Below are 25316 nucleotides of genomic sequence, written 5' to 3' on the forward strand. Positions count from 1 at the left end.
ACCGATCACAGCTGCGCGCGAACCTTCTTCGCCGCCGCGACCATGTGCGTCAACGCGGCCTCAACCTCCGCATAACCACGCGTCTTCAGACCACAGTCCGGATTCGCCCACAACCGCTCCGCAGGAATCACCCGCACAGCAGCAGTCAACAACTCCACGACCTCGTCCTCACCCGGCACACGCGGCGAGTGGATGTCATAGACACCAGGCCCGACACCCCGGCCATAACCCACCGCACGAAGATCGTCGAGCACCTCCATCTTCGACCGCGCCGCCTCGATCGTCGTCACATCCGCGTCCAACCCATCGATCGCGGAAATCACATCACCGAACTCCGAATAACACAGGTGCGTGTGAATCTGCGTGCTGTCCGCAGCACCCGCCGTCGACAACCGGAACGACTCCACCGCCCAGTCCAAGTACTCCTTGCGATCCCGCTCCCGCAACGGCAACAACTCCCGCAACGCAGGCTCATCCACCTGCACCACAGCGATCCCCGCCGCCTCCAGGTCACGAACCTCGTCCCGCAACGCCAAAGCCACCTGACGCGCCGTCTCACCCAACGGCTGATCATCACGCACGAACGACCACGCCAAAATCGTCGTCGGCCCGGTCAACATCCCCTTCACCGGACGCTCCGACCGCGACTGCGCGTACTCGGCCCACTCCACCGTCATCGGCTCCGGCCGCGACACATCACCGAACAAAATCGGCGGACGGACACACCGCGAACCATAGGACTGAACCCACCCGAACTCCGTCGCCGCAAAGCCATCGAGCAGCTCAGCGAAGTACTGCACCATGTCATTGCGCTCCGGCTCACCATGAACCAGAACATCAAGACCAATGGACTCCTGCAGCCGCACCACGCGCTCGATCTCCGCACGCATCAACCGGCGATACTCGTTCGGACCCAACCGCCCAGCACGGAAATCCGCCCGAGCCCTCCGAATCTCCCCCGTCTGCGGGAACGACCCGATCGTCGTCGTCGCCAACGGCGGCAACTTCAACCGCTCCTGCTGAGCCCTCGCCCGCGTCGCATACTCCGCCCGACGCGCATCCTCCGGCCGCAACGCCTCAACACGCGCCCGCACCCGGTCATCACGACCACTGCGCACCCGCACGGCCTCAGCGGCAGCAGCCAACTCGTCAGCCACGCCGTCCGTGCCCTCGCGCAACGCACGCCCGAGCAGCACAACCTCAGCCAACTTCTGCCGCGCGAAAGCCAAACGCGGCAACACAGCCGAATCCAAGTTCGACTCAGCATCAACGTCGTACGGCACGTGCAACAACGAACACGACGTCGACACCTCAACGCGCGCAGCCGACCCCAACAACGTCGCACACTTCGCCAACGCGCTGTTCAGATCAGTACGCCACACATTGCGACCGTCAACCACACCAGCCACAACCGTCTTGTGCTGCAACGCCGTCACCGACGCGATGCCCTCAAGACCACCCGCCACCAAGTCGACCGAAATCGCCTCGACCGGACTCTCCGCCAACACCGACAACGCCGGACCCAACGTCCCGAAGTACGACGCCACAAGAATCCTCGGCCGATTCGTCAGCCTGCCCAACCGCTCATAAGCAGTCGCCAACGCCGCCAGCTCGACAGGACTCCGGTCAGCGCAGAACGCAGGCTCGTCCAACTGAACCCACTCGACGCCCGCCTCCGCCAACGCCGCCAAAAGCGCCTCATACGCATCGAGCAACCGGTCCAACAGGCCCAGCGGAGCAAAACCCTCCTGCGAAGCCTTCGACAACAACAAGAACGTCACCGGCCCGATCACCACGGGCCGCGTCGTCACACCCTGCGCCAAAGCCTCCCGGTACTCCCGCAACGGCTTGTTGTCCGCCACCGAGAACACCGAATCCGGACCCAACTCCGGCACCAGGTAGTGGTAGTTCGTGTCGAACCACTTCGTCATCTCCAACGGCGGAACGGCATCGTTGCCCCGCGCCATCGCGAAATAAGTGTCCACATCGGACAGACCAAGACCCCGGTACCGCGCGGGAACCGCACCCACCATCACCGCGGTGTCCAACATCTGGTCGTAGTACGAGAACGTGTTACCAGGAAGCGAATCCAACCCCGACGCGGCCAACTCCGCCCACGTCCGCGCCCGCAACTCCGAGGCCACCGACTCCAACGCCGCAACCGGCGTCCGACCCGCCCAGTAGTCCTCAAGCGCCCGCTTCAGCTCACGCCGCGGACCGATCCGCGGATACCCGAGCACGGTGCTTCCAACGTTCACAGCTCTCTCCTCGCGAGCTCGCGCTGACGAGCCACCACGGACCCACGAGCGCACGCGAGGACAGACGCCTCTGATCAACAGCAGGCGCCGCCGTCCGCACAGGCCACCCGCGAGGCCGTAGGACCCACGCACACCCTCGGTGCGCGTACCGGTGGCAGGTCTTCGGACTCACGGGCGGCTCCGGCTCGACACCGGCTCTCCTACTGGCCGTCGCTTCCCAGACCCTCGCGGACCCAGTGCTCATGACGGCGGTCGTTCCCGTTCACCGCTGCGGGGCAGTCCCGGATTCCCACCGGGTTCCCTCTTGCGACGACCGCCCTGGCGAGACGGCCGAACCACCAGCGACGCCGACCCTATCGGACCGCCAGCCCGAGTTCACCCTCCCCGAGCCACGCGAAGCACCGCTGCACCGACAACCGGTCCACGTCCTCCAACCGCCCAGGACTCCACCTCGGCTCGCGATCCTTGTCGATGATCGCCGCCCGAATCCCCTCAACCAGGTCCGGCCGCTCCAGCAGCGCACACGCCACCCGATACTCAAGATCGAGGCATTCACCCAGATCATCGAGCACCTTCGCCGCCCGCAACGCCTGCAAAGTCACCTTCAACGACGTCGGCGACTTCCCCAGCAACTCCTTCGCCGCCGCCTCCCCCGCAGCCTCACCACTGGTCGCCAACCGGCTCGCGATCTCCTCAACCGAATCAGCCGAATAACACGGATCGATCCACCGACGCTGCGCCGCGAGCTCGCTCGGCGGCGGCTCCTCCGCGAACGCCCGCACGTCCAGCTCGCCCTCGCTGAGCGCCTCGACCAGCTCCGGCAGCCTCTCCGAGCGCACGAAGTGATCCGCCAAGCCCATGTGGATCGCATCCGACCCCGACAACCGCGCTGCGGTCAGCGCCGCGTGCGTGCCCAGCTCACCCGGCGCGCGCGAGAGCAGGAACGTCCCGCCCACGTCCGGCACGAACCCGATGCCCACCTCGGGCATGCCGACGACCGAGCGCTCCGTGACGACGCGGACGCTGCCGTGCCCGGAGACCCCGACCCCGCCGCCCATCACGATCCCGTCCATGAGGGCGATGTAGGGCTTCGGGAACTGCGAGATCCGGTGGTTGAGCAGGTACTCCTCGCGCCAGAACGTCTTCGGCCCGTCCTGCCCTGCCTTCGCGTGCTCGTAGATGCCCCGGATGTCCCCGCCAGCGCACAGCCCGCGCTCACCGGCTCCGTCGATCAGCACCGCGCGCACCGCGTCGTCGCCGGCCCAGTCTCCGAGCGCGCCGAAGATCTCGCGAACCATCCCCGGCGTCAACGCGTTCAGCGTCCTCGGCCGGTTCAGCGTGATCCGCCCCAGCCCCCGCTCGACCCGCAGCACCACATCGCTCATCCCCCAACCCTATCGACGCGCTCGCACCCCATCGGGTCCACCAGTCTTCAAGACCCACGAACCCCCCTCCGCGAGGTCTCCAACCGCCCCAAACCCCATGAGGGTTTGGGGCGGTTAACGATGATCGACAGGGGGGTTTGCTGGTCTTGAAGACTGGCGAACTTCGGCGGCTCCCTGATGTCTGGGCGGGGTTGGCGGTGTTTTGCTGTGGCGGATTGATTTCATTCGACACTGAAGTCATTGTGGCTGAGAAGATTATGCGACGTGCGGAGCGGCCGGAGGGCGAAAGTGCTGTTCAGCGGAGGGCGCTGGGGGCGATTCCGCGCACGCGCTTGAAGGCCGCGCTGAAGGCGAAGCCGTCCGCGTAGCCGACGCGGCGGGCCACTGCGGCCACGGTGCTGCCGGGCTCGGCGAGGAGGTCGGCAGCGAGGTCCATGCGCCAGCCCGTGAGATAGGTCAGCGGGGGCTCCCCCACCAGCGCCGTGAAGCGCTTCGCCAGCGCGGCCCTGGACACCCCGGCCTCGGAGGCGAGCGAAGCGACGGTCCACGTGCGCGCGGGATCGGAGTGCAGGGCACGAAGTGCTTGTCCCACAACGGGATCGCCCTGCGCCTGGTACCAGGCCGGAGGATCGCCGCCCGGCCGGTCGAACCACGCGCGCAGCGTGCACACGAGCAGCCAGTCCAGCAATCTGTCCAGCACCACCTGCTGGCCGGGGCGGTCGGCGGCGGCCTCCTCGGCGATGAAGCGGAGCACGGCGTCATCGCCCTCGTTGCACTCCTCGGGGGCGACGATCACGGGCGGCAGCGCGGCGAGCAGCCGCCGGCCGACTCCGCGCTCGAAGGTGTAAGCGCCGACGACCATCGCGGAGTCGCCGTCCCCGAGGGTACTGGAACACGTTGTGGCGCAACGAATGTCGAGCGCGTCGTCAATGACGCGCGTCGGGTCGTCGACGATCTCGAACGGCGCAGGGCCACGGACGATCACGGTGCCGCGAGGCGGGATGTGCGTGCGCTCGCCGTCGGCGGAGATCAGCCAACCCGAGCCGTTGATCATCGTGCACATCGTGAGCGACGCGCCGTCGACGAAGCGCAGCGCCCACGGCGAGGTCAGGACCGTGCGGCCGAACAGCGCGCCGTCGGCCCGCACTCCGCGAAACAGGTCTCCGAATGCGTCCACTCCCCCAACGTAGACGATCGCACATGGTTTCGAGTGCATTCGCCATGGAACGTCCACGCTCGGCGCGGTTGGCTGAGCTCATGACAGCCAGCGTGAACCTCGTCCTCGGCGGCACCGGCAAGACCGGGCGCCGCGTCGTCTCCCGCCTGCGTGAGCTGGGCCTGCCTGCCCGCCCGCTCTCCCGCTCCACCGAGATCCCCTTCGACTGGGCGGACCGCGACACCTGGGAGGCCGCGCTCGACGGCGGCGGAGCGCTCTACCTCATCCCGCCGCCCGGGCTCGGCCCCGTGCACGAGTTCGTCCGACGCGCGGTCGACGCGGGTGTGCGCCGGATCGTGGTGCTGTCAGGGCGCGGCTCGGACACCTACCACTTCCAGGGCATCCTGCGCACGGAGCGGGCGGCCCGCGAATCCGGCGTGGACTGGACGATCCTGCGCCCCAACCACTTCTTCCAGAACTTCAGCGAGGACGTCCTGCGCGAGCCGGTCCTCGCCGGAGAGGTCGTGCTGCCGACCGGCGACCACCCCGATCCGATGGTGGACGTGGAGGACATCGCCGACGTCGCGGTCGCCGCGCTGACGCAGGACGGCCACACCGGGCAGACCTACGTGCTGACCGGTCCGCGCGGGATCTCCTTCGCCGAAGCCACCGCGATCGTCGCCAAGGAGAGCGGTCGCGAGATCCACTACAAGGAGGTCTCCGGCGCCGAGTACGTGGACCTGCTTGTCGCGCAAGGCTTCCCGGCGGACGACGCCCGCGACCTGTGCACGGTCTTCGAGGCCGTCCGCGAGGGCACCATCACCGGGACCACCGGCGACGTCGAGCGCGTTCTCGGGCGCCCGCCAAGGGATTTCGAGTCCTACGTGCGCCGCTCGCTGGACAGCTGGGCGTAGCCGCGTCAGGGCTTCGGCAGCGAAGCCAGGCGCCTCAGCCGCTCTTCGGACTCCGAACCGGGCGAAGCCGTGTAGGCCACGACGATCGTGTCAGGGTCGCTCGGCAACGTCATGGACTCGTAGTCCAGGGTCAGCTCGCCGACCTCCGCGTGCCGGAAGACCTTGCTGCCGTGGACCTTCTCCTGGACGTTGTGCCCGGCCCACCACTGGCGGAACTGTTCACTGTGGACGGACAGCTCACCGACGAGCGCGGCCAGCCGTGCGTCGTCCGGGTACCGCCCCGCGTCCAGGCGGAGGTAGGCGACGACCTCGCGGGCGACCTTCTCCCAGTTCGGGTACAGCGCCTGGCTGCGCGGATCCATGAAGATGATCCACGGCATGTTCCGCCGCTCCGGCTCCCGCGCGCCGAAGTCCCCCATGAGCGCGCACGCCAGGTCGTTCCACGCCAGCACGTCCATCCGGCGCCCCAGCACGAACGCGGGCACCCCGGCCATCGCGTCCAGCAAGCGCTGCACCGGCTCGCGCACCTGACGCGGAGGCACCACCACGCGGCCGGGGCGGGCCAGGTTGTGCAGGTGCTCGCGCTCCGACGGAGTGAGCCGCAGGGCGCTCGCGAGCGAGTCGAGCACGGTCCGCGACACGTTGACCGGCCGCCCCTGCTCCAGGCGCACGTAGTAGTCCACGCTCACCCCGGCCAGCGGCGCGAGCTCCTCCCGGCGCAGGCCAGGCACCCGGCGACGCCCGCCGAAGCTGCGCAGCCCGACGTCCTGAGGGCTGAGGCGAGCCCGGCGCGAGCGCAGGAACTCCCCCATCTCGGCTTGATGCTCCACCCGACGAAGTATGGCGGTCCTGCGTTCACCGTTCCTGGTACTGCCAGTCCCAGGAAAACCGCGCCCTGGCCGGCACGTGCCGTGGCCGAGACCCTTCCGCCCGTGATCAACGAACTCCGCACTGCGGTCATCACCGGCGCCTCCAGCGGCATCGGCGAAGCGACCGCGCACGCCCTCGCCGCAGCCGGTTTCCGGGTCGCCCTCCTGGCCCGCAGGGGCGACCGCCTCAGGGACATCGCCGATTCGGTCGGCACCAGGGCTCTCCCCGTGCCGGCCGACGTCACCGACACGGCCTCCCTCGCCGCGGCGGCGGAGCTGATCGGCCCGGTCGACGTGCTGGTCAACAACGCGGGCGTGTTCCAACCGGGCAGGTCCGACCCCGAGTCGTGGCGGCGCACCGTCGACGTCAACCTGACCGGCGCTCTGCTGGCCGTCAACACCTTCCTGCCCCAACTGCTCCTGTCAGCGGCTCGGCACGGGGTCTCCGACATCGTGTCCGTGTCGTCGATCTCCGCGCGGCGCACGTTCACCGGCACCGTCGCCTACACCGCGAGCAAGGCCGGGCTCAGCCACGCCACCGACGTGCTCCGCGCGGAACTCGCGCCGAACGGCGTGCGCACCACGACCATCGAGCCCGGCCTGGTCGACACGGAGATCTACGACCACGTCGCCGACGCTGACGCCCTCGCGGGAGTGCGTTCGCTGCTGGCCTCGTGCCAACCGCTGCGGGCCGCCGACGTGGCGGAACTGATCACCTTCGCGGTGACCCGCCCCGCCCACGTCAGCCTCCCGACGGTCGTCACCATGCCAACGAGGCAGGTGTGACCGGAACTAGGACAGCAGGTGCTTCCAGGTGTCGGCGTTGGCGACGCCGTCGGCGCGGAGTCCCTTGCGCACCTGGAAGTTGCGCACGGCGGTCGTGGTGTTGCCGTCGAGGACGCCGTCCGAGCGGTTGACCATCCCGTGCGCGGTCAGCAGCAGTTGCAGCGCGCGGACCGCGTCGCCGCGCTCCCCCGACCGGACGGGCGCGGTGATCAACGGCCACGTCTCGGCGCCGACGAGGCCGCTGACCGGGATGCCGTGCTTGGCTTCGAGCCTGCGGGCCGCCGCGTCGAGCTCCTGGTCGTAGACGCCGGTGAGCGGGACGGAGGTCTCGCCGATGGCGCGGAACAGGTACTGGGCGACCAGCACGCGCTCGCCGGTGTCGCCGGGCTGAAGCAGTCGCCACGTGACCGGGTCGGCCTCGGCGGCCCGGCCCAGCGAGCGGGCGACGGCGGTGCGCAGCTCGGGCAGGCGCGCGTAGAGGGTGTTGCCGGGGCACGCCGTGTTGTTGAAGTCGCGGTGCCCGAAGATCTGCGACGACGCGATGCCGTGCTTCTGACACATGTAAGCGCACAGCTGTACGAGCGAGTTCCACTGCGCGGTGGTCGGCCCGACGCTGGTGTAGAGGCCCTCGTTCTCGATGCCGAAGGCAACGTCGTTCTGCCCGCTGGTGTGCGCGCTGGAGACGTGCTTGTTGCCGCTGTTGAGCGCTTCAAGGCTGCGGTGGCGGCCCTCGGTGACGTACCCGCCGCGGCTGTTGGTGAAGTGCTGGCCGGTGTCCAGCCACCCGTTGACGTTCATGTGGTGGTTCTGGATGGACCGCGACAGCGCGAAGGCGTGCGCCTGGCTGAAGTCGTTGCTGTTCTCCGTGGCGGTGTGATGAATGATGATCTTCGCGGTGCGGCGGGCGAGCACGGTGATGGCGGCGCTGTTGGCGCGTGCCCCCCACACCCCGGTCCCGGCGATGGCCGGGACGGCCGCGGCCTCGCGCACTGACGCGAGCGCGGGCGAGGCGCCGACCAGGCCGAGTGCGGTGAGGGTGAGCCCGCTGCCGAGCAGGGTGCGGCGCGCGAGAATCGGTTCCATGGCGGTTACTCCTCGGATTGGGGGCAGGGAACCCCAAACGGATGAGGTAGGCGTCCAACACGTTCCGCGCGGTGCCAGGTTTCAAGCAAGGCCCTTTAGAAGGAATCTTTCGGCCAGCCGTCACAATTTGGTTAATCGATGACGGTTTGAGATCGTCAATACATGCTTGTTTCCCCTTACCGGGCCGCTGACCAGCAAGAAGTCCTCGAAGTCTTCGACAGCAACGTGCCGAGGTACTTCGCCGAGTCCGAGCGCGCCGAGTTCCTGGAGTTCCTCGGCGACTTCGGGGACCACTACCTCGTGGGCCGTGAAGAAGGCAAGGTCGTCGCTTGTGGTGGCCACGCGCCGCGAAGGGACGACCCGAGCACGTGGACCCTGTGCTGGGGCATGGTCACCGCCTCGCACCACCGGCGCGGTCTCGGCGCCCAACTGCTCCGGGTGCGCTTGGACGCCATCGCCGCGACCGGTCCCGCGACGGTGCTCCTGGCGACGAGCCAGCACAGCGCGGGGTTCTTCGAGCGCTTCGGCTTCGTCACCGAGAACGTGGTGCCGGACGGCTTCGCCCCGGGAATCGACCAGTACGACATGCGCCTGCGACCGTGACCGGCATGCGCAAGGCTGTCGTGATCACCGCCGTGGTCCTGCTCGTCGCCGGGATCGGCGTTCTCGGGCTCTACCAGCTCACCAACTCGCGCACCTACCAGCTCTTCGGCGAGCTGGTGCACCGCGTGGAGACGCAGGAGAAGGTGGTGGCGCTGACCCTCGACGACGGGCCGACGGACCTCGCGCCGGAGGTGCTGCGCGGGCTGGCCGAGCTTCGTGCGCCCGCGACGTTCTACCTCAACGGCAACGACCTCGCTGCACGGCCTGAGCTGGGCAAACAGATCCGCGCGGCGGGCCACGAGCTGGGCAACCACAGCTACTCGCACCAGCGGATGGCCCTCGTCGGCCCGGAGTTCGTGCGGCGCGAGGTCGAGGACACCGATCGTGAGCTGCGCGCGGCCGGGCAGGACGGCGAGATCACCTTCCGGCCGCCGTTCGGCAAGAAGCTGTGGACGCTGCCGAGCTACCTCGCCGAGCACGACCGCGTCACCGTTATGTGGGACGTGGAGCCGGACTCCGGCGTGGACCACGACGCCGCCACGATCGTGCGGAACACGCTCGAACAGACCCGTCCCGGTTCGATCATCCTGATGCACGTGATGTACCCGGGGCGGGCCCGGTCCCGGGCCGCGATCCCCGGCATCGTCACCGGGCTCCGTGAACAGGGGTACCGGTTCGTTACCGTGTCGGAGCTGCTCAAGCTCAGGAAATAGGTATTTTCTGATCATGTCCTCGGTCGGCAACCGCCTCGTCGAGTCCACAAAGGACCACGCGGCGGCCTGCTGGCCGGAGCACGACTGGTCGATCGCGCGCTACCGGCACGGCGCCTTCCACGACGTGCTCGTGCTGCCCGAGGTGGTCGCCAGGATCGCCACGGACGCCGAGCGCGTCGCGCGCGAGCACCGCACCGCCCAACTGCTCGACGGCGTCGACCTCCCCTTTGCCGTGCCTAAGCCGCTGTCCGAGCCGCGCACGCACGACGGCCGCACCGGAGTGCTGGTGTCGCGGTTGGCCGGGCAGTTCCACCCCGACATCCCGTGGGCCGAGGCGGTGGCGGAGTTCGCGGAGGCGCTCGACGCGCTGTCCTCGGTCGCGCTGCCACCCGGCCTGCCCGCGCCGCGCGTGTGGTGCGGCGGCGATCAGTGGCCCGCCATCGTGACGGACGAGCTGATGCCCCTGCTGCCCAGAGACCTCCGCGACACCGCCGCCGAGGTCGTCGCGGCCGTGATCGTCACCGAGTTCCGCGCTCCCGTCCGGCTCGTGCACGGCGACTTCGGACCGCACAACCTGTTGTGGCACAACGGGAGGATCAGCGGTCTCTTCGACTGGGACCACCTCTGCGCCGGGGATCCCGCGATCGACCTCGCTCCGCTCGTGGGGATCTACGGCGCCGCGCACGTCGCGGAGATCACCGACGCCGCCACGCTCAACCGCGCCATGACGCACCGGGCGACGCTGTCCCTCCAGGTCGCCGCCGCCGGTCAGCTCGCGGGCAACCTGGCGCTGCGCGAGCACGCCCTGAACAACTTCGTCACCCGGGCCCGCGCCGAAACCCTGCGAGATCCAGGCACCGGTTAATCCCCGTGCTCGCGGGAGGCGGTGCGAATAGGGTCGCGGGCATGAGGGACCTGACGCAGCTGCCCAAGGCACACCTGCACGTGCACCTGGAGAGCACGATCCGGTGGCAGACGCTGCGCGAGATCGGTGCGGCCAACGGGGTCGAGGTCCCGGCGCACCTCGGTGACGAAGGCACGACCTTCACCGGCTTCCGCGAGTTCGCCGACGCCAACTCGATCATCCGGAGCTGCCTGCTGCGCCCGGAGGACTTCACCCGCGTCGCCGTGGAGTTCTGCGAGGACGAGGCCGCGCAGGGCACCCGCTACGCCGAGGTCACCTTCACCGCCGCGGCGCACGGCGAGCGGCTCGGCGACCTGGAGATGCCGCTCGAAGCCGTCCTGCGCGGGCTCGACCAGGGCCAGCGCGACAACGACATCGTGTGCCGGGTGATCCTGGACCACTCGCGCAGGCGCTCCGTCGACCGCGCGTGGAACACCCTCAAGCTCGCCAAGGCGCACGACGCGGTGATCGGGATCGGCATGGCGGGCGAGGAGAGCTACCCGCTCGCGCCGTTCGTCGAAGTGATCGCGGCGGCGAAGGAGGCGGGCCTCGAACTGCTGCACCACGCGGGCGAGGACTGCGGCGCGGACAGCATCCGCGAAGCGCTCCACAGTGGACAGACCGCGCGCCTCGGGCACGGCGTGCGCGTGCTCGACGACCCGTCGCTGGTTGCCGAGGTCCGCGAACGCGGCGTACCGCTCGAAGTCTGCCCGTCCTCCAACGTGATCCTCGGCGTCGCGCCGTCGCTCGCCGAGCACCCGCTCCCCCGGCTCGTCGACGCCGGGCTGATCGTCACGCTGAACACCGACATCCCCAACATGATGGGCATCTCGCTGAGCGACGAGTACGCCCGCGTGCGCGACGCCTTCGGCTACTCCGACGCCGACCTGGCCCGGTTCGCCCGCGCCGGGGTCGACGCCTCCTACGCCCCGGAAGCCCTGAAAACCCGGCTGCACAAGGAGATCACCGACTGGTTGGAGCTGGCGTAGCGTCCTGCTCCTCGATCAGATCGAGGTCGCGGACGCAGAAGCCGTGGTGCTCGAAGGTCTCGTTGAGCACCGTGCCGAGGCACTGCCGCACCGAGCGGCCCCGCGCGTACGGCGGCCAGACATCGTCGTCCGGCACCGGCGCCTCGGTAGCGAGCTGCGCGGCGGTGACCTCGTCGAGCCAGGCCTCAAGCTCGGCGGCCTGTGCTTCACGCACGCTCACGACCTCATCGAGGCCCGGATCGAGCGAGAGGTCAAGCCCGTGCGCTCCGCGATAGGGCTCGACGGTCGGCCCGGTGCCCATCGGCGTGAACAACTCCGTCGAGCCCAGGCAGCAGCGGCGAAACCACGAGTCGTGAACGAAGACCAAGTGGCGCATCGTCTGCACCGCCGACCACTCGTCGTTCACGGTGCGGTGCTCGATGCCGGGTGCACGACGCATCCGCTCGACCGTCGCGGCCCATCCGGCGTGGAGCTGCCGGGATGCCTCGCGCAGATCGGCGAGGTCCTCGGAGCGGATCAGCGCGCGCACCGGATGGCGCCGGTCCAGCTCCGCCTCGACGTACTCGGTGACCTCGACACCGTTCACCACGAGGTTGGTGACGAGCCCGTCGATCACGGCGTCTTGCATGACGACGCCGATCAGGCGCGCCCCGGTCAGATCGCATTCGCGGAACTCAGCACCGCGCAGATCCTCGTCCACATACCGCTTCATGCCCCGGATGCTAGGACTGAGCACCGACAAGCCCGCCCCTTCGACGTCACGGTCGGCAAGGCGGGAGGTTCGCAGGTCTTCAAGTACCGCCAACCCCCGTCCCAGCGGTCTTCAACGGCGGCAAACCCCCGGGATGCCCGAAGTAGGGCGCGGTTAGCGGTGATCAACAGGCGGGTTTGCTGGTCTTGAAGACTGGTGAACTACGGCTCGGGGTCCAGGGCGGGCTTCAGGGCCTGGCGGCTGGTGATGTCGAGCTTGCGGTAGGTGTTGGTCAGGTGGATCTCCACGGTTCGCCTGCTCAGGAACAGGGTCTGGGCGATCTCCTTGTTGGTGGCGCCGTCGGCGGCCAGCCGGGCGATGCGCAGTTCGCTGGAGGTCAGCGACTCCCTCCCGGTCAGCATCTCCCGCCGAGGCCGAGCACCCGCCGCCGCCAGCTCCTCGCGCGCCTGGGCCACCACCAGCCGGGCGCCGCACCGCGCAGCGACGTCGAGGCCTTGGCGCAGCGGCTCCTGCGCCTGCTTGCGCTGCCCGGCCCGCCGCATCGCCGCGCCGTACTCCACGAGGCACCGCGCCTTCTCCAGCTCAGCCGGTGAGGACTCCAAGATCGTCACGGCCTCCTCCAACGCGTCGAGCCCCGCGCGCCCACCGCTGACGGCCGCCCCCGCGCGCAGCGCCATCGCGATCTGGCGGGGAGCCTCGAACGCCCTGGCCAGCTCAAGGTCCTGCTCCGCGAGCCGCCCGGCCGTCTCGATGTCGCCGAGCGCCAGGTGCGCCAGCGCCGCCTCGGGCCGCCACGGCGCGAAGCTGGGGTTGGTGTAGCCGTGCTCGAAGAGCTTGTCCCCGCAGTGGTGCAGGTCGGCGACCGCCTCGGCCGCGCGGTTCTGCTGCAACCGCAACCGCCCCCGGGCCAGCAGCACGAAGTGCCCGATCAACAGGTCGAACGGCTGCTCCCCGTCGAGCCCGCGCTCGGTCAGCACCTGCTGCGCCTCGGCGAGCGCTCCCCTGTCCAGCAACGCCTCCACCAGCACGGCGGCGGCGAGCGGGGTGTCGCGGGGGCGGCTCTCACCCCACAGGTCCAGCGCCGCGCGCCCGTCGGCCTCGGCCTCCCGCAACCGCCCGGCGAACAACCCGGTGTGCGAGCGGAGCACGGACAGGTACCGGAACTCGGAAGCGTCCCCGAGGCGTCGCGCCTCGTCGAGCCCGCGGTCGAGCACCTCCAACGCCTCCGGCAGGTGGTCGGAGATCGCCAGCGCGGAGCTGGCCATGTTGACCAGCATCCACTGGTCGCGGGGCGGCAGCGGTCCCGTCGCGGCGGAGCGGGCCAGCCGCGCGACCTCACCGGCCGGGCGGTCCCCGGTGGCACTGGCGCCGAAGGCCAGCAGCCCCATGATCATCCGGTCCAGCTCGCCCTCGCCGCTCAGCCCGGTGGCGGCCTCGTCCAGCCGTCGCACCCACGCGCTCGGCGGCTCGATGTTGGTGAAGTCGGCCAGCGCGAGCGCGACGGAGAGCTGCGAGGACAGGTCCACGTCGAGCTGGTCGACCACCGCGTGCGCGGCGCGGAAGGCCTCGACGGCCTCCCTGCCCCTGCCGATCAGCAGCATCACGAAGCCCAGCTCGAACAGCAGGCCGACGCGCTGCATCGGGTGTTCGGCCAGCGAGATCGCCTCGCGCAGCGCCTCCGCCGCCTCCACCGGCCGGTTCGCCATGCCCAACGTGCGGCCGAACGTCGCGAACAGCGAACCGCGCTGCGCCGGGACGGGCGGTTCAGCCAGGGCCCGGCGGAGGAACGCAGCGGCAGGCTCGGGGGCACCGCGGCCGAGCGCGGTGCTGGCCGCCGAGTTCAGGGTCTCCACCACCCACGGATCGGATTCTGGTTCTGCCACGAGCAAATGCGGCGCCAGGTGCTCGCCGCCGACCTCGCCCTTGGCCAGCACCAGCGCGGCCCGCTTGTGCTCCGACGCGCGCAGGACCTCGCTGGAGTCCAGGTACACGGCCGTGCGGACGAGCGGGTGCACGAAGCCGACGGGCCGGCCCGGGGCGAAGATCGCTTCACGGGTCAGCGTGTCGGCCAACGTCGCGGCGGCCGGCACGGTGAGCTCGGCCAGCTGTGCCACGTGGCGAAGATCCGCGTTCTGCCCGAGCACCGCGACCGCCCGAGCCAGGCGCACCGCGTCCGGACCGAGCCGGGCTATGCGCGCGAGCACCGTGCGGGAAATGGTGTCCGGCCGCAGGTTCTCCACGCGGTGCGCCTCATCCGCGACCGGGCGGACGCCGTCGGCGCGCAAGCTCGTCAGCGCTTCGGCCAGCAGGAACGGGTTCCCACCGGTCGCGGTGGCGCACGCGCGGCAGAACGCGTCCTCGGCCTCCGCGTCGAGGTTGCGGCGCACCAGCGTCCCGACGCCGTCCGCGCTCAGCGGCTCGGGGCACAGCGTGCGCGGCGGCACACCGCTGAGCGCGCGGGCCACGAAGTCGTCGAGCATCCGCCCGGGACGGCCCGCCACGAGGAGCAGCACCGGCAGGTCGGCGATCCGCCGCGCCAGGTGCGACAGGAAGCGCAGCGACGCTTCGTCGGCCCAGTGCACGTCGTCGACCACGAGCAGCACCGGCGCTCGGTCGGCCAGGTTGGAGCACAGCCAGTACAGCCCGTGCACGACGTTGCCGACCGCGTTCTCGACCCGCTCACCGCCGAGGCCGAACACCGGGGCGGCCAAGCCCGCCGCGTCGGCGAGCAGCTCCGCCCGCGCGGCGGCATCGGCGAGAAGAAGCGCCGGTTCAAGCATTTGCCGGACAACCGCGAACGGCAGCTCCTGGTCGAGCTCCCCACCGACCGCGGTGAACACGCCGAACCTCCGCTCGCGGGCCTGCTCCCCGGCGGCGCGCACCAGGGCGGTCTTGCCGATCCCAGGAGCTCCCTCGACCAGCAGCACGGAGCCGCGCCCGGCCTCAGCCTCGGCCAGCGCGGCGCTCTGAGCTGCGAGTTCGCCGTCACGTTCGATCAGTCGCATCGTCCCGCCATGCGTCGGCGACCGCACTGGCGGCGCAATGTTCTCGGTGGGTACCACGATGTCGTAGCGGTGCTTCTCGGACATCGTCGGGTGGTGTCTTTCGAGATCGACGGCCAGACGTTACGGCTCCAGCTCGACCTGGTGAAGGACGCCGAGCCGATCAAGGGGGACGTGCGCGACGCGGCCGGGACGGCGCACCCGTTCACCGGGTGGCTCGAACTGGTGCAGACGCTCGAACGCCTGCGGGCGCCCGGCACGACAACGGAGGAGGACCGGACATGAGCACCCCTGGATGGCAGGCGCAGCAGGCCGCCCAGCAGGCTTCGCAGAACGCGCGGCAGGCCTCGTTCAACGCGAGCATGTCGGCCAGCCGCGCCTCGCAGCAGGCGTCGCAGCGGGCCGTGGAGAACTTCGGCCGCCGCACCCACCACTACCAGCCGCAACGCCGGGGCAGCGCGCTCGGCGGCATCATCGGCTTCGTCCTCGCACTGGCCGCCATGGCGTTCCTGATCGGTGTGTTCGTGCTCGTGGCCGAACGCGTCGACCCGCACTGGTTCCAGCACGTGGTCTCGTGGCTCCAGCGACTGTTCTAGCCGAGCCCGACCGGATGGAGGTCCTCGCGCGCCTGTGGGAGGAGTCCGCCGGTCGGCACAGCCGGGCGCGGGAGCTGGTGGCGCTCGGCGCGTCGCTGCTCTCCGCCGGGCACCGCGTCACCGTCCTGGACCTCTCCGGACGGCAGCTCGGCGGCGGGCTCGTCACCGTCGCGCGGCTGGCCGGGATGCGCACCAGGACGGTCACCCTCGCGGCGGGCGGCGGCGCCACCGTCGACCTGCTCTCCGGCTTGCGGCGCAACGACATCGCGAGCGTCCTCGGCCCGCGCGCGGCGCCCGTGCTGCGCGTGGTCGTCGACAGCCTTGACGGAGCGATCAGCTTCGCGCGCCTCGCGGCCGGGATCCGCGTGCTCAGCGAGGGCACCCCTGATCACCGCCTCTCCCCCGCCGAGGTCGACCGCCTCCAGCACCGCGTCGCAGTCCCCCGCGAGCTGGCCGAGCACCTGGACCGGCTGCACGACGTCGCGCCCGCCGGGTTCCACGGTCGTCCTTTGTGGACGGATGAGCCGGTGTCGCTGATCTCCACCGACGGGGACCCGCTGATCGCCCGCGTGCTGCTCCGGCTAGCGCAGCGCGCGCACCGCCGCCCCGAGGGCCTCCACCGAGTTGTCGTCGTCGAGCGCCACGAGCACGTGATCGACGCCCATCTCCGCCAGCCGCGCCAGGCTCTCGCCCCACCGCTCGGCGGAGCCCGGGAGGATGCCGCCACCGACGTCGGTGCGCAGCACCACGGGCTTGCCCGCCGCGACCGCGATGTCGCCGGCGAGTGACTCGAAGTCGTTCCGGTAGGGGTGAACGCCGTCGCCAACGCGCGCGGCACGGCGAGCCCCAGCAGGCGTGGTGTAGCCGATGACGACCGGAATCCCCTTGTCCTGCAAGGGCTTGGGCCCGATGTCGGAGGTCGGGATCGCGTAGTGAGCGCCGGAGTGCGCCACCGGATCGGGTCCCCACACCGCGCGCATCGCCGCGATGTGGTCGTCCAGCGCGACGCCCGTGCGCTCGCGCGGCACCCCGGCGACCGCGAACTCCTCGGCCATCCACCCCGACGTCAGCCCGGCGATGACCCGTCCGCCGGAGAGCTGGTCCAGCGTCGCCAGGCGTCGCGCAAGCAGCACGGGCGGGTGGTAGAGCGCGTTGATCGCGCTGGTGCCCAACAGGACGCGCTCGGTGCGCGCGGCGATGAAGGTCAGCGTCTCGATCGGGTCGAACACGCACGAGTACGCCTCGGCGGGCAAGGTCACCGGGACGGGCACGCCGGGCATGTCCACTGCCGCGTGCGGGCGCAGCCACCGGTCCATCACCCACACCGAGTCGAGCCCGGCAGCCTCCGCGCGCACGGCCTCGGCGACCAGGTCCCGCGCGTCCACATGCGCCCCACCATTGCCCAGAGCCAGTCCAACCAGCATCCCGCACCTCCTCGGCGTGAGCGCAGGGTAGCCCACGGTCACATTCCGAAAAAACAAGCCTTATAGCAACAACATTTCGGACAAGACCGAAAAACAACATACGTGAAGATCGCTTCAAGAAAACACTCGAACGCCGTATTTCGATTTCTCCAGACATCGCCGTAGCGTCGGCGTTCGCCAAGAGCTGTCGCACGGGAATTCTCCACCTTTCGGACGGAGCCGAGGTTTCGATGACCGCCACGCGCACGTACAGGCTCGGCACCGCGCCGGGTGGCATCCCTTTCCTGGGGAATGCCCTGCAAATTTTCCGAAACCCGCTCACTTTCTTGCCGGACCTGCGTCACCGGGGTGACCTGGTCAGGCTGAAGCTCGGCCGCGAGACCGTCTACATGGCCGTGACCCACGACGTGGTGCAGGAGGTGCTGCACAACCCGCGCGTCTTCGACAAGGGCGGCGAGTTCATCGAGAAGATGCGCCTGCTGCTCGGCGACGGGGTCGGCACGTGCAGCGCGACCACGCACAAGAGGCAGCGGCGGTTCATCCAGCCCGCCTTCCAGAAGGCCAAGCTGGAGCGCTACTCCACCGTCATGCAGGAGCGCGTCGGCGAGCTCGTCGACTCCTGGCACGACGGCCAGCGCATCGACGTCGGCACCGAGCTGAGCAAGCTGACCGCGCGCGTCACCGCCCAGGCGATGTTCTCCTCCGACATCGGCGCCGAGGCGATCGCCGAGGTCCAGCGCTGCTTCCCCGTGGTCTGGAAGGGCATCTACCGGCGGATGATCCTGCCGGTGCCGCTGATGCACTCCGCGCCGACGAAGTCCAACAAGGCCTACCACGAGGCGCTGGCCGGCCTGGAGCGGGTGATCAGCGAGATGGTCGCGGCCTACCGCGCCGATCCGCGCAAGGACCGCGACGACATCCTCTCGATCCTGCTCTCCGCGAAGGACGAGGAGACCGGCGAGGGCCTCACCGACGAGGGCGTCCGCGATGAGCTGATGACCATCCTGGCCGCCGGGGTGGAAACCCCCGCTTCCGGGCTGACCTGGGCTTTCTACCTGCTCGGGCAGAACCCCGACGTGGAGCGCGAGCTGCTCGAGGAGGTCGACGAGGTGCTGGGCGGGCGCACCGCGGGCTTCGACGACGTGGCCTCGCTGCCCTACACCACGCGCGTGGCCACCGAGGCGCTGCGCATGTACCCGCCGGTCTGGTTCATCACCCGCAGGACCACCCAGGACACCACCCTGGCCGGGCACCCGATTCCCGGCGGAACGAGCATCCTGTTCAGCCCGTACGCGTTGCACCGCGATCCCGATCTCTTTCACGATCCGAACGAGTTCATTCCTGACCGGTGGCTACCGGAGAATGTCAGAAAATTGCCCAAGAACGCGCCGATCATGTTCAGCGGCGGAAGTCGGAAGTGCCTCGGCGATGTCCTCGCGAACCACGAGATGACGATCGCACTGGCCTCGATCGTGGCACGCTACCGATTGCGCCCGGTCCCCGGACACACCATTCGCCCGGTGGCGAAGGCCGAATTGACCACGGGCCCGCTGCCCATGACCGTGGAGGGCCGAGGGTGACCGACACGGAGTCCCCTCCCGAGCTGCACCCGTGGCCGGAACCCGACCACCCGCTGCTGGCGATCGCCCCCGTCGTCTCCCCGCACCGCGCGGATCTGGAGCGGCACATCCTCGCCTGGGCCGACGACTACGACCTGCTGGACGGCGCGAAGGCCCGGGCCAAGCTCGCGGGCACCCGGCTCGGCGAGCTGGTCGCCCGCTCCTACCCGCTGATCGAGCCGGCGCGCCTTCGCGCCGTCGCGGGCTGGTTCACCTGGGCCTTCGTGATCGACGACTGCTTCGACGGGGACAGCCTGGGAGGCAACGGAGGTGAGCACGACGCGGCGGCAGAACGGATGCTGCGCGTGCTCACCCCGGACGGCTCCAAGATCACCGCGACGACGCGGCTGGACGCGCTGCTCTCCGAGGTCTGGCACGGCCTCGCCGCCGACCGGAGCCCGGCATGGCGGATGCGCTTCAGCCTGCACATGACGCACTTCCTGGCCGCGTTCAAGTACGAGTCGCTCAACCGCGGCACCGGCCACACACCCGAACTGCGCGGCTACGCCCAGCTCCGGCGCTCCTCCGGCGGCATCACGCCGTCGCTGGACCTGCTGGAGGCCGCGACCGGGCGCGAGGTCCCTGCCCTGCTGCACGAGACCGACCAGCTCCGCGCCATGTACAACCACGCGGCCGACGTCGTGGTGTGGGTCAACGACATCGTGTCGCTGCGCAAGGAACTCGTGGCCGGGGAGACGACCAACGGCGTGCTCGTGCTCGCCCGAGAACGCGGCGGCGGCCTCCAGGACGCGGTGGACGCCGTCTACCGCAGAGTCGCTCGGCACGTCGAGGAATTCCACCGCGCCGAGGCCGAGCTGACCGCGATCTCCGAGGACTGGCTCGGCCTGGACGCGGCAGACCGCGCGGCGCTCGCGGACTTCACGCACGGACTGCGGGCGTGGATGCGCGGCAACCTCGACTGGTCACGCGGAACCCACCGCTACCAGGTGCCCGACGGGGTCCGGCTCAGCACGGACACCTCGCTGGTCAGGCCCCCGGGAGCACGACCCGGTAGTGGGTGGTGAGCCGGTTCTGGTCGTCGAGCACGTGGAAGGCCAGCCCGGGCGGCAGCTCGGTGCTGACCCCTCCGTGCTCCCACGGCAGCAGGCCGGTCGACACCACGCCGGGCGCGACCAGCAACGGCCGCCCGGCGAAGGTCGTCGCGACCGCCGCGTGCGCGTGCCCGCACAGCACCCCCGCGACCCTCGGGTGCTTCTCGACCACCCGCGCCAGCCGGTCCGCGCCGCGCATGCCGAGCGCGTCGATGAACGGATCGTGCAGCCGCACCGGCGGGTGGTGCACGCAGATCAGCGCGGGTGCCTCCGGGGAGACCTCGGTCAGGCGCTCGTCGAGCCAGGCGATCGTGTCGTCGTCCAGCAGTCCCTCGTCGCGGCCGGGGATCACCGAGTCGCACAGCAGGAACACCGCGCCGCCGACCTCGCGCACCCGGTTGATCGGCGCGTCGGTGCCGGTCGGGTCCTCCCCCTCGGCGTCATCGACAAAGCCCTTGCGCAGCAACACTTCCCGGAAGTTGCTGCGCGCGTCGTGGTTACCGGGAACGATCAGCACGGGCACGTCAGCGGCGAGCACCTCGCGCGCCAGCTCGTACTCCTGCTCGCTGCCGTGGTCGGTGATGTCGCCGCTGACCACGATCGCGTCGACCGGCTCGGCCAGACCCCTGATGTAGTCCATCACCGCCTTCGCCCGGCCGGTGGCGCGGTCCTCGCCGTCGAAGTGGGTGTCGCTGATGTGCGCGATGACGATCATCGGTCTCCCTCGGCGAGGTCAGGGGCTCAGAAGGCGGGCCAGGGGATCGCGGGCCACTCGCCGGAGGGCTCCGGGAAGACGCCGGTCTCCAGCAACCGGGATATCCGGTCCTCGGTCGCCCGAACCTCCTTGCGCGTGAGGTGTTCGGCCAGTGACTCGCCGAGATCGCCCGCCAGTCGCTCGCGCAGCACCGTCAGCACCTCGGGCACCTGTTCCGGAAGCGGCTGGCCGACCCAGCCCCACAGCACCGTGCGCAGCTTGTCCTCGTGGTGCAGGCAGATCCCGTGGTCAACGCCGTAGACCGCGCCGTCCTCGGCGTGCAGCACGTGCCCGCCCTTGCGGTCGGCGTTGTTGAGCACGACGTCCAGCACCGCGAGCAGGCGCGTGCTCGGGTGGTCGGCGTGCACGAGCACCGCCGGGTCACCGAAGCGGTCGTGCGCCTCCAGCACCGTGCGCCAGCCCTCGGGCACGGCGTCCGGGGAGATCACGTCGACCAGGTCGGCCTCGGGCTCGACGTCCACCCAGAGCTGGACCATGCCGGGCCCGAACGGGCCGTCGCGCAGCACCGTCGGCGGGACCAGACCCCAGCCCGTCGCGTCGGAGACCAGGTAGCTGGCCACCTCGCGACCGGCCAGGGTGCCGTCGGGGAAGTCCCACAGCGGGCGCTCGCCGCGGATCGGCTTGTAGACCGCCTCCGCGTGGACGCCCTCGTGGCTGATCGAGCCGAACAGCGTGGCGTTGGACGCGTCGACCAGCCGCCCCTGCACCTCGATGCGGCCGTGCCGCACCAGCTCCAGCGCGCCCGGCTCGTCGGGGCGCACTACTCGTCGGCCTCGTCCGCGTCGGCGACCGCGTTCCTGCGGTAGCCGTTCTGCCGGGGACAGATGTGACCGTCGGCGTCCAGCGGCCCGTTGCACAGCGGGCACGGCTTGCGCCCCGCGGCGACGACCCGTTCGGCCCGCTGGGCGAAGGCGCGCGCCAGCACCGGGGTGAGGAACACCCGCACCGCGTCGGGTCCCTCCTCGGTGTCGTCGAGCACGACCGACTCGTCGACCTCCTCCTCGGTGACCGCGAGCAGCTCGATGACCACGGCGTGGGACTCCGCGTCCCAGCCGAGGCCCATGGTGCCGACGCGGAACTCCTCGTCCAGCGGCACTTCCAGCGGTTGGTTGTCGACGTTCTCGCCCGGGGTGGCGGCGGGCACCTCGGCGCCGAAGCGCCGCTGCACCTCCTCCAGCAACGCCCCCAGTCGTTCGGCGAGCACGGCGACCTGCTGTTTCTCCAGCGACACGCTCACCGTCCTGCCCTCCTCGGAGGCTTGGAGGTAGAAGACGCGGTCACCGGGCTGCCCGACCGTTCCAGCGACGAAACGGTCCGGCTCGCGAAAGAGATGAATGATCCTGGCCATGGCACCCTCGACCCTAGGTCACGAACGGCGTCCAGGCACATTCCCCCGCCCGATTCTTGATCTTCGAGGTGTCGGCTCCGCCCGGTTTGCCCAGGATCGCCCCCCGCTGCTCCGACCGAGCGATTTCGCTGAGCGTGAACAGTCGGCGGTCGAACACCGCTTTTCGGCCACCGCCATAATCGTCCACAGTGGACTGTCATTCTCTGGCTACCCTGCCCCGCGTGGTGACGATCTCGCCCTACGGGACCTGGGCCTCCCCCATCAGTTCGGCCGAGGCGGCCGCCGTCGCGTCCGGTCCGCAGTGGGCCGGTCTGCACCCCGACAGCTCCGGTTCCGGCGAGCACCTGTGGTGGGCCGAGGGCCAGCCGACCGAGGGCGGGCGCGTCGCGCTGTTCCGCCGCTTCTCCGGCGAGGCGCCGGTCCGCCTGCTCAGCGCCCCGTGGAACGTCCGCAATCGCGTGCACGAGTACGGCGGGCGCCCGTACGTGGTGCTCGACGACTCGCGGGTGGTGTTCACCAACTGGGACGACCAGAGGGTGTACCTGCTGGAGATCGGCTCGGAGCCCGTCGCGCTCACCCCGGAGCCGGAGACGCGCCACGGCCTGCGCTTCGGCGACCTCGTGGCTCCGCCCGGCGGCACCGAGGTGTGGTGCGTGCGCGAGGAGATCACCGGTCCCGGTCCCACCGACGTGCGCCGTTCCCTCGTCGCGATCGGCCTGGACGGTTCCCTGCGCGAGCTGTGCGCGAGCCACCGCTTCATGACCGCTCCGCAGAGCAGCCCCGACGGCGCGCACGTGGCGTGGATCGGCTGGAACCACCCCGACATGCCGTGGGACGCCACGGAGCTGTGCGTCGCGCCGGTCGGCCCGGACGGCTCCGTCGGCGAGCACCGCGTCCTGGCGGGCGGTCCCGGCGAGGCGGTGTGCCAGGTCGAGTGGGCCGACAACCGATCGGTGTACGCCGTCACCGACCCCGACGGCTGGTGGAACCTGTTCCGCATCGACCTGGACGGCACCGCGCGCAACCTCGCGCCGATCGAGGACGAGCTGGGCGGGCCGCTGTGGAAGCTCGGCGCGCGCTGGTTCGCTCCGCTCGGCGACGGCAGGCACGCCGTGCTGCGCGGGGGAACGCTGGCCGTGCTGGACGAGAACGCGGGCACGGTCACCGACCTCGACGTGCCGTCGCTGTCCTGGTCGTCTCCCCTGGCGGCGTCCGGCTCCGTCGTCGTTGGCATCGCCAGCGGGTCGACCAGCCACGGCGCGGTATATCGAGTTGATCTCAAGAATGGCGAGTGCGACCAGGTCACGGTGCCGCCCGCCGGGCTCGACGACCCGGCCTGGCTACCGGTGCCCGAGGCTCGGGTGTTCACCGGGCCCGACGGCGAGCGCATCCCCGCCTACGTCTACCCGCCGACCAATCCCGACTTCGCCGCGCCCGAGGGCGAGCTGCCGCCGTACGTCGTGCACGTGCACGGCGGTCCGACCGGGCGGATCTCCGGCACGCTCGACAACGAGTTCACCTACTTCACCAGCCGGGGCATCGGTGTCGTCGCGGTGAACTACGGCGGCTCGACCGGCTACGGCCGCGCTTTCCGCGAGCGCCTGCGCGAGCAGTGGGGCGTCGTGGACGTGCAGGACTGCGCCGCGGTCGCCACGGCGCTCGCCGAGGAGGGCACCGCCGACCCCGACCGGCTGGCGATCCGCGGCGGCAGCGCGGGCGGCTGGACGACGGCCGCGTCGCTGACCTCGGTGAAGGTCTACCGCTGCGGCGCCGCGTACTACCCGATCCTGGACCTGCTGGGCTGGGCCTCCGGCGAGACGCACGACTTCGAGTCGCGCTACCTGGACAGCATCGTCGGCAAGCTGCCCGACACCGAGCGCCGTTACCTCGACCGCTCCCCCAGCACGCGCGTGGACCAGCTCGCCGGGCCGATCCTGATGCTCCAAGGGCTTGAGGACGAGATCTGCCCGCCGGTGCAGTGCGAGCGCTTCGCCTCCCAGCTCGCCGGGACCGGCGTGGAGCACGCGCACCTGACCTTCGAGGGCGAACAGCACGGCTTCCGCAAGGCCGAGACGGTCGCGGTGTCGCTCGAAGCGGAGTTGTCCTTCTACGGGCAGGTCCTAGGCTTCGTGCCCGTGGGTGTCCCGACCTTGGAGCTGAGCCGATGAGAGTCCGGCAACGTGCGCGGCGGCTGCGTCCCGGTGATCGTGTCGCGGTGGTCGCGCCAGCGGGGCCCGTGCCCGCGAACGTCCTCGACGACGGCGTGCGCCTGCTGAAGTCGTGGGGCTTGGAGGTCCAGGTCGGCGAGCACGTGCTCGACCGCCACCCCGACTTCGGCTATCTCGCGGGCACCGACGCCGACCGCGCCGCCGACTTCCAGAAGGCTTGGTGCGACCCGGAAATCGCCGCCGTGTTGTGCGCGCGCGGCGGCTACGGCTGTTTGCGGATGCTGGACCTCGTCGACTGGCCCGCGATCGCTGCGGTCGCCCCCAAGGTCTTCGCCGGCTCCAGTGACGTGACCGCGCTGCACGACGCCTTCGCGACCTACGTGGGGCAGTCGACGCTGTTCACGCCGATGACCGCCAGCGTCGCGCTCACCGAGGACCCCCGTGCCGCGGAGTTGTTGCGCGCCATGCTGTTCGAGCCTGAGAAGGCTGTGGTCATCGGCGCGGGCACGGGTGATCCGATCGTCGGCGGCAAGGCGCGCGGAGTGCTCACCGGCGGCAACCTCAGCCTCATCGTCTCCGCGCTCGGCGCCCCCGAGGCCCCACCGCGCGCTTCGGGGGCCATCGCGGTGCTTGAGGACGTGACCGAGGAGATCTACCGGCTCGATCGCCTGGTGACGCAGTTGCTGCGCTCGGGGTGGTTCGAGGGCGTCGCCGGGATCGCGCTCGGTTCGTGGACCGACTGCGGTCAGCTGCCGGAGGTGCGGGCACTGATGGAGGACCGCCTCTCCGGGCTCGGCGTGCCCGTGGCGTGGGAGGTCGACTTCGGGCACTGCGCCGGTCAGTTCAGCCTGCCGCTGGGCGTGGAGGCCGAGCTGGACGCCGACGCCGGGCTGCTGCGGCTGACCGAACCCGCCCTATCTTGACCGATCGTTCTCGTTGAGCCTAGGGTTCCTTCGGGGG

The 25316-nt window shown here is 70.4% G+C and carries 23 protein-coding genes and 1 riboswitch; of the genes, 12 read left to right on the plus strand and 11 right to left on the minus strand.

Going from position 1 to position 25316, the window contains the following annotated elements; genetic code table 11:
* Positions 1-5: 5 nt before the first annotated feature.
* The 3 genes from metE to ABD798_RS25100 all read right to left on the minus strand — a co-directional run bounded on the left by metE (position 6) and on the right by ABD798_RS25100 (position 4820).
* Positions 6-2258 (minus strand): 5-methyltetrahydropteroyltriglutamate--homocysteine S-methyltransferase, encoded by a 2253-nt coding sequence (gene metE / locus ABD798_RS25090; RefSeq protein WP_344879360.1) that lies wholly within the window; start codon positions 2256-2258, stop codon positions 6-8.
* Positions 2259-2394: 136 nt separating this feature from the next.
* Positions 2395-2614, minus strand: a riboswitch (cobalamin riboswitch).
* Complete coding sequence (locus tag ABD798_RS25095) at positions 2612-3643, minus strand: enoyl-CoA hydratase/isomerase family protein (RefSeq protein ID WP_344879363.1); 1032 nt, start codon at positions 3641-3643, stop codon at positions 2612-2614. It overlaps the preceding riboswitch by 3 nt.
* 295 nt (positions 3644-3938) lie before the next feature.
* Positions 3939-4820, minus strand: coding sequence for an AraC family transcriptional regulator (locus ABD798_RS25100; RefSeq protein WP_344879366.1), 882 nt, complete (start codon positions 4818-4820; stop codon positions 3939-3941).
* Positions 4821-4900: 80 nt separating this feature from the next.
* Here ABD798_RS25100 and ABD798_RS25105 point away from each other — a divergent pair, with 80 nt between their 5' ends.
* Positions 4901-5713, plus strand: coding sequence for an NmrA family NAD(P)-binding protein (locus tag ABD798_RS25105; protein WP_344879369.1), 813 nt, complete (start codon positions 4901-4903; stop codon positions 5711-5713).
* A 5-nt stretch (positions 5714-5718) separates the two neighbouring features.
* Here ABD798_RS25105 and ABD798_RS25110 read toward each other — a convergent pair whose 3' ends face one another.
* Complete coding sequence (locus ABD798_RS25110; protein ID WP_344879372.1) at positions 5719-6543, minus strand: helix-turn-helix transcriptional regulator; 825 nt, start codon at positions 6541-6543, stop codon at positions 5719-5721.
* A 102-nt stretch (positions 6544-6645) separates the two neighbouring features.
* On the opposite strand from ABD798_RS25110, the gene ABD798_RS25115 reads away from it, so the two are divergent.
* Complete coding sequence (locus ABD798_RS25115; RefSeq protein ID WP_344879375.1) at positions 6646-7368, plus strand: SDR family oxidoreductase; 723 nt, start codon at positions 6646-6648, stop codon at positions 7366-7368.
* A 6-nt stretch (positions 7369-7374) separates the two neighbouring features.
* On the opposite strand, the gene ABD798_RS25120 is transcribed toward ABD798_RS25115, so the two are convergent.
* Entirely contained in the window at positions 7375-8451 is a 1077-nt protein-coding gene (locus ABD798_RS25120) for a peptidoglycan recognition protein family protein (RefSeq protein ID WP_344879378.1), read from the minus strand.
* 162 nt (positions 8452-8613) lie between these two features.
* On the opposite strand from ABD798_RS25120, the gene ABD798_RS25125 reads away from it, so the two are divergent.
* Genes ABD798_RS25125 through add form a run of 4 tightly spaced genes read left to right on the plus strand, consistent with a single transcriptional unit; the run spans position 8614 to position 11660 of the window.
* The gene (locus tag ABD798_RS25125) at positions 8614-9054 is read left to right on the plus strand and encodes a GNAT family N-acetyltransferase (protein ID WP_344879381.1); all 441 of its coding nucleotides are present in this window, start codon (positions 8614-8616) and stop codon (positions 9052-9054) included.
* Between the two features lie 5 nt (positions 9055-9059).
* Positions 9060-9767, plus strand: coding sequence for a polysaccharide deacetylase family protein (locus tag ABD798_RS25130; RefSeq protein WP_344879383.1), 708 nt, complete (start codon positions 9060-9062; stop codon positions 9765-9767).
* Between the two features lie 13 nt (positions 9768-9780).
* The gene (locus tag ABD798_RS25135) at positions 9781-10632 is read left to right on the plus strand and encodes a phosphotransferase family protein (RefSeq protein ID WP_344879385.1); all 852 of its coding nucleotides are present in this window, start codon (positions 9781-9783) and stop codon (positions 10630-10632) included.
* A gap of 41 nt (positions 10633-10673) precedes the next feature.
* Positions 10674-11660, plus strand: coding sequence for an adenosine deaminase (add, locus tag ABD798_RS25140; protein ID WP_344879388.1), 987 nt, complete (start codon positions 10674-10676; stop codon positions 11658-11660).
* On the opposite strand, the gene ABD798_RS25145 is transcribed toward add, so the two are convergent.
* Both ABD798_RS25145 and ABD798_RS25150 read right to left on the minus strand, forming a co-directional pair.
* Positions 11635-12372, minus strand: coding sequence for a DinB family protein (locus ABD798_RS25145; protein ID WP_344879391.1), 738 nt, complete (start codon positions 12370-12372; stop codon positions 11635-11637). The genes add and ABD798_RS25145 overlap by 26 nt on opposite strands.
* A 200-nt stretch (positions 12373-12572) precedes the next feature.
* A complete protein-coding gene (locus ABD798_RS25150) occupies positions 12573-15461 on the minus strand; it encodes an ATP-binding protein (RefSeq protein WP_344879394.1) in 2889 nt (962 codons plus the stop codon).
* A 9-nt stretch (positions 15462-15470) separates the two neighbouring features.
* Here ABD798_RS25150 and ABD798_RS25155 point away from each other — a divergent pair, with 9 nt between their 5' ends.
* Together ABD798_RS25155 and ABD798_RS25160 are read left to right on the plus strand one after the other, a co-directional pair.
* On the plus strand, positions 15471-15659 hold the full coding sequence (locus ABD798_RS25155; RefSeq protein ID WP_344879397.1) for a hypothetical protein: 189 nt from the start codon (positions 15471-15473) through the stop codon (positions 15657-15659).
* On the plus strand, positions 15656-15970 hold the full coding sequence (locus ABD798_RS25160) for a hypothetical protein (RefSeq protein ID WP_344879400.1): 315 nt from the start codon (positions 15656-15658) through the stop codon (positions 15968-15970). The genes ABD798_RS25155 and ABD798_RS25160 overlap by 4 nt, the downstream gene beginning before the upstream one ends.
* Positions 15971-16551: 581 nt before the next feature.
* On the opposite strand, the gene ABD798_RS25165 is transcribed toward ABD798_RS25160, so the two are convergent.
* Complete coding sequence (locus ABD798_RS25165; RefSeq protein WP_344879403.1) at positions 16552-17394, minus strand: LLM class flavin-dependent oxidoreductase; 843 nt, start codon at positions 17392-17394, stop codon at positions 16552-16554.
* Between the two features lie 230 nt (positions 17395-17624).
* On the opposite strand from ABD798_RS25165, the gene ABD798_RS25170 reads away from it, so the two are divergent.
* Complete coding sequence (locus tag ABD798_RS25170) at positions 17625-18974, plus strand: cytochrome P450 (RefSeq protein WP_344879406.1); 1350 nt, start codon at positions 17625-17627, stop codon at positions 18972-18974.
* A complete protein-coding gene (locus ABD798_RS25175; protein WP_344879409.1) occupies positions 18971-20038 on the plus strand; it encodes a terpene synthase family protein in 1068 nt (355 codons plus the stop codon). Before ABD798_RS25170 ends, ABD798_RS25175 begins: the two co-directional genes overlap by 4 nt.
* Here ABD798_RS25175 and ABD798_RS25180 read toward each other — a convergent pair.
* Genes ABD798_RS25180 through ABD798_RS25190 form a run of 3 tightly spaced genes read right to left on the minus strand, consistent with a single transcriptional unit; the run spans position 20001 to position 22188 of the window.
* Positions 20001-20780 (minus strand): phosphodiesterase, encoded by a 780-nt coding sequence (locus tag ABD798_RS25180; protein WP_344879412.1) that lies wholly within the window; start codon positions 20778-20780, stop codon positions 20001-20003. The two genes, ABD798_RS25175 and ABD798_RS25180, sit on opposite strands and share 38 nt — an antisense overlap.
* 26 nt (positions 20781-20806) lie before the next feature.
* Positions 20807-21601, minus strand: a complete 795-nt coding sequence (locus ABD798_RS25185) for an SCO1664 family protein (RefSeq protein WP_344879415.1) — start codon at positions 21599-21601, stop codon at positions 20807-20809.
* Entirely contained in the window at positions 21601-22188 is a 588-nt protein-coding gene (locus ABD798_RS25190; RefSeq protein ID WP_344879418.1) for a DUF3090 domain-containing protein, read from the minus strand. The genes ABD798_RS25185 and ABD798_RS25190 overlap by 1 nt, the downstream gene beginning before the upstream one ends.
* 221 nt (positions 22189-22409) lie before the next feature.
* Here ABD798_RS25190 and ABD798_RS25195 point away from each other — a divergent pair, with 221 nt between their 5' ends.
* Together ABD798_RS25195 and ABD798_RS25200 are read left to right on the plus strand one after the other, a co-directional pair.
* Complete coding sequence (locus tag ABD798_RS25195; protein ID WP_344879421.1) at positions 22410-24356, plus strand: prolyl oligopeptidase family serine peptidase; 1947 nt, start codon at positions 22410-22412, stop codon at positions 24354-24356.
* On the plus strand, positions 24353-25279 hold the full coding sequence (locus ABD798_RS25200) for a S66 peptidase family protein (protein WP_344879424.1): 927 nt from the start codon (positions 24353-24355) through the stop codon (positions 25277-25279). Before ABD798_RS25195 ends, ABD798_RS25200 begins: the two co-directional genes overlap by 4 nt.
* Positions 25280-25316: the final 37 nt, after the last annotated feature.

Source organism: Allokutzneria multivorans, assembly GCF_039537405.1.
GTDB lineage: Bacteria > Actinomycetota > Actinomycetes > Mycobacteriales > Pseudonocardiaceae > Allokutzneria > Allokutzneria multivorans.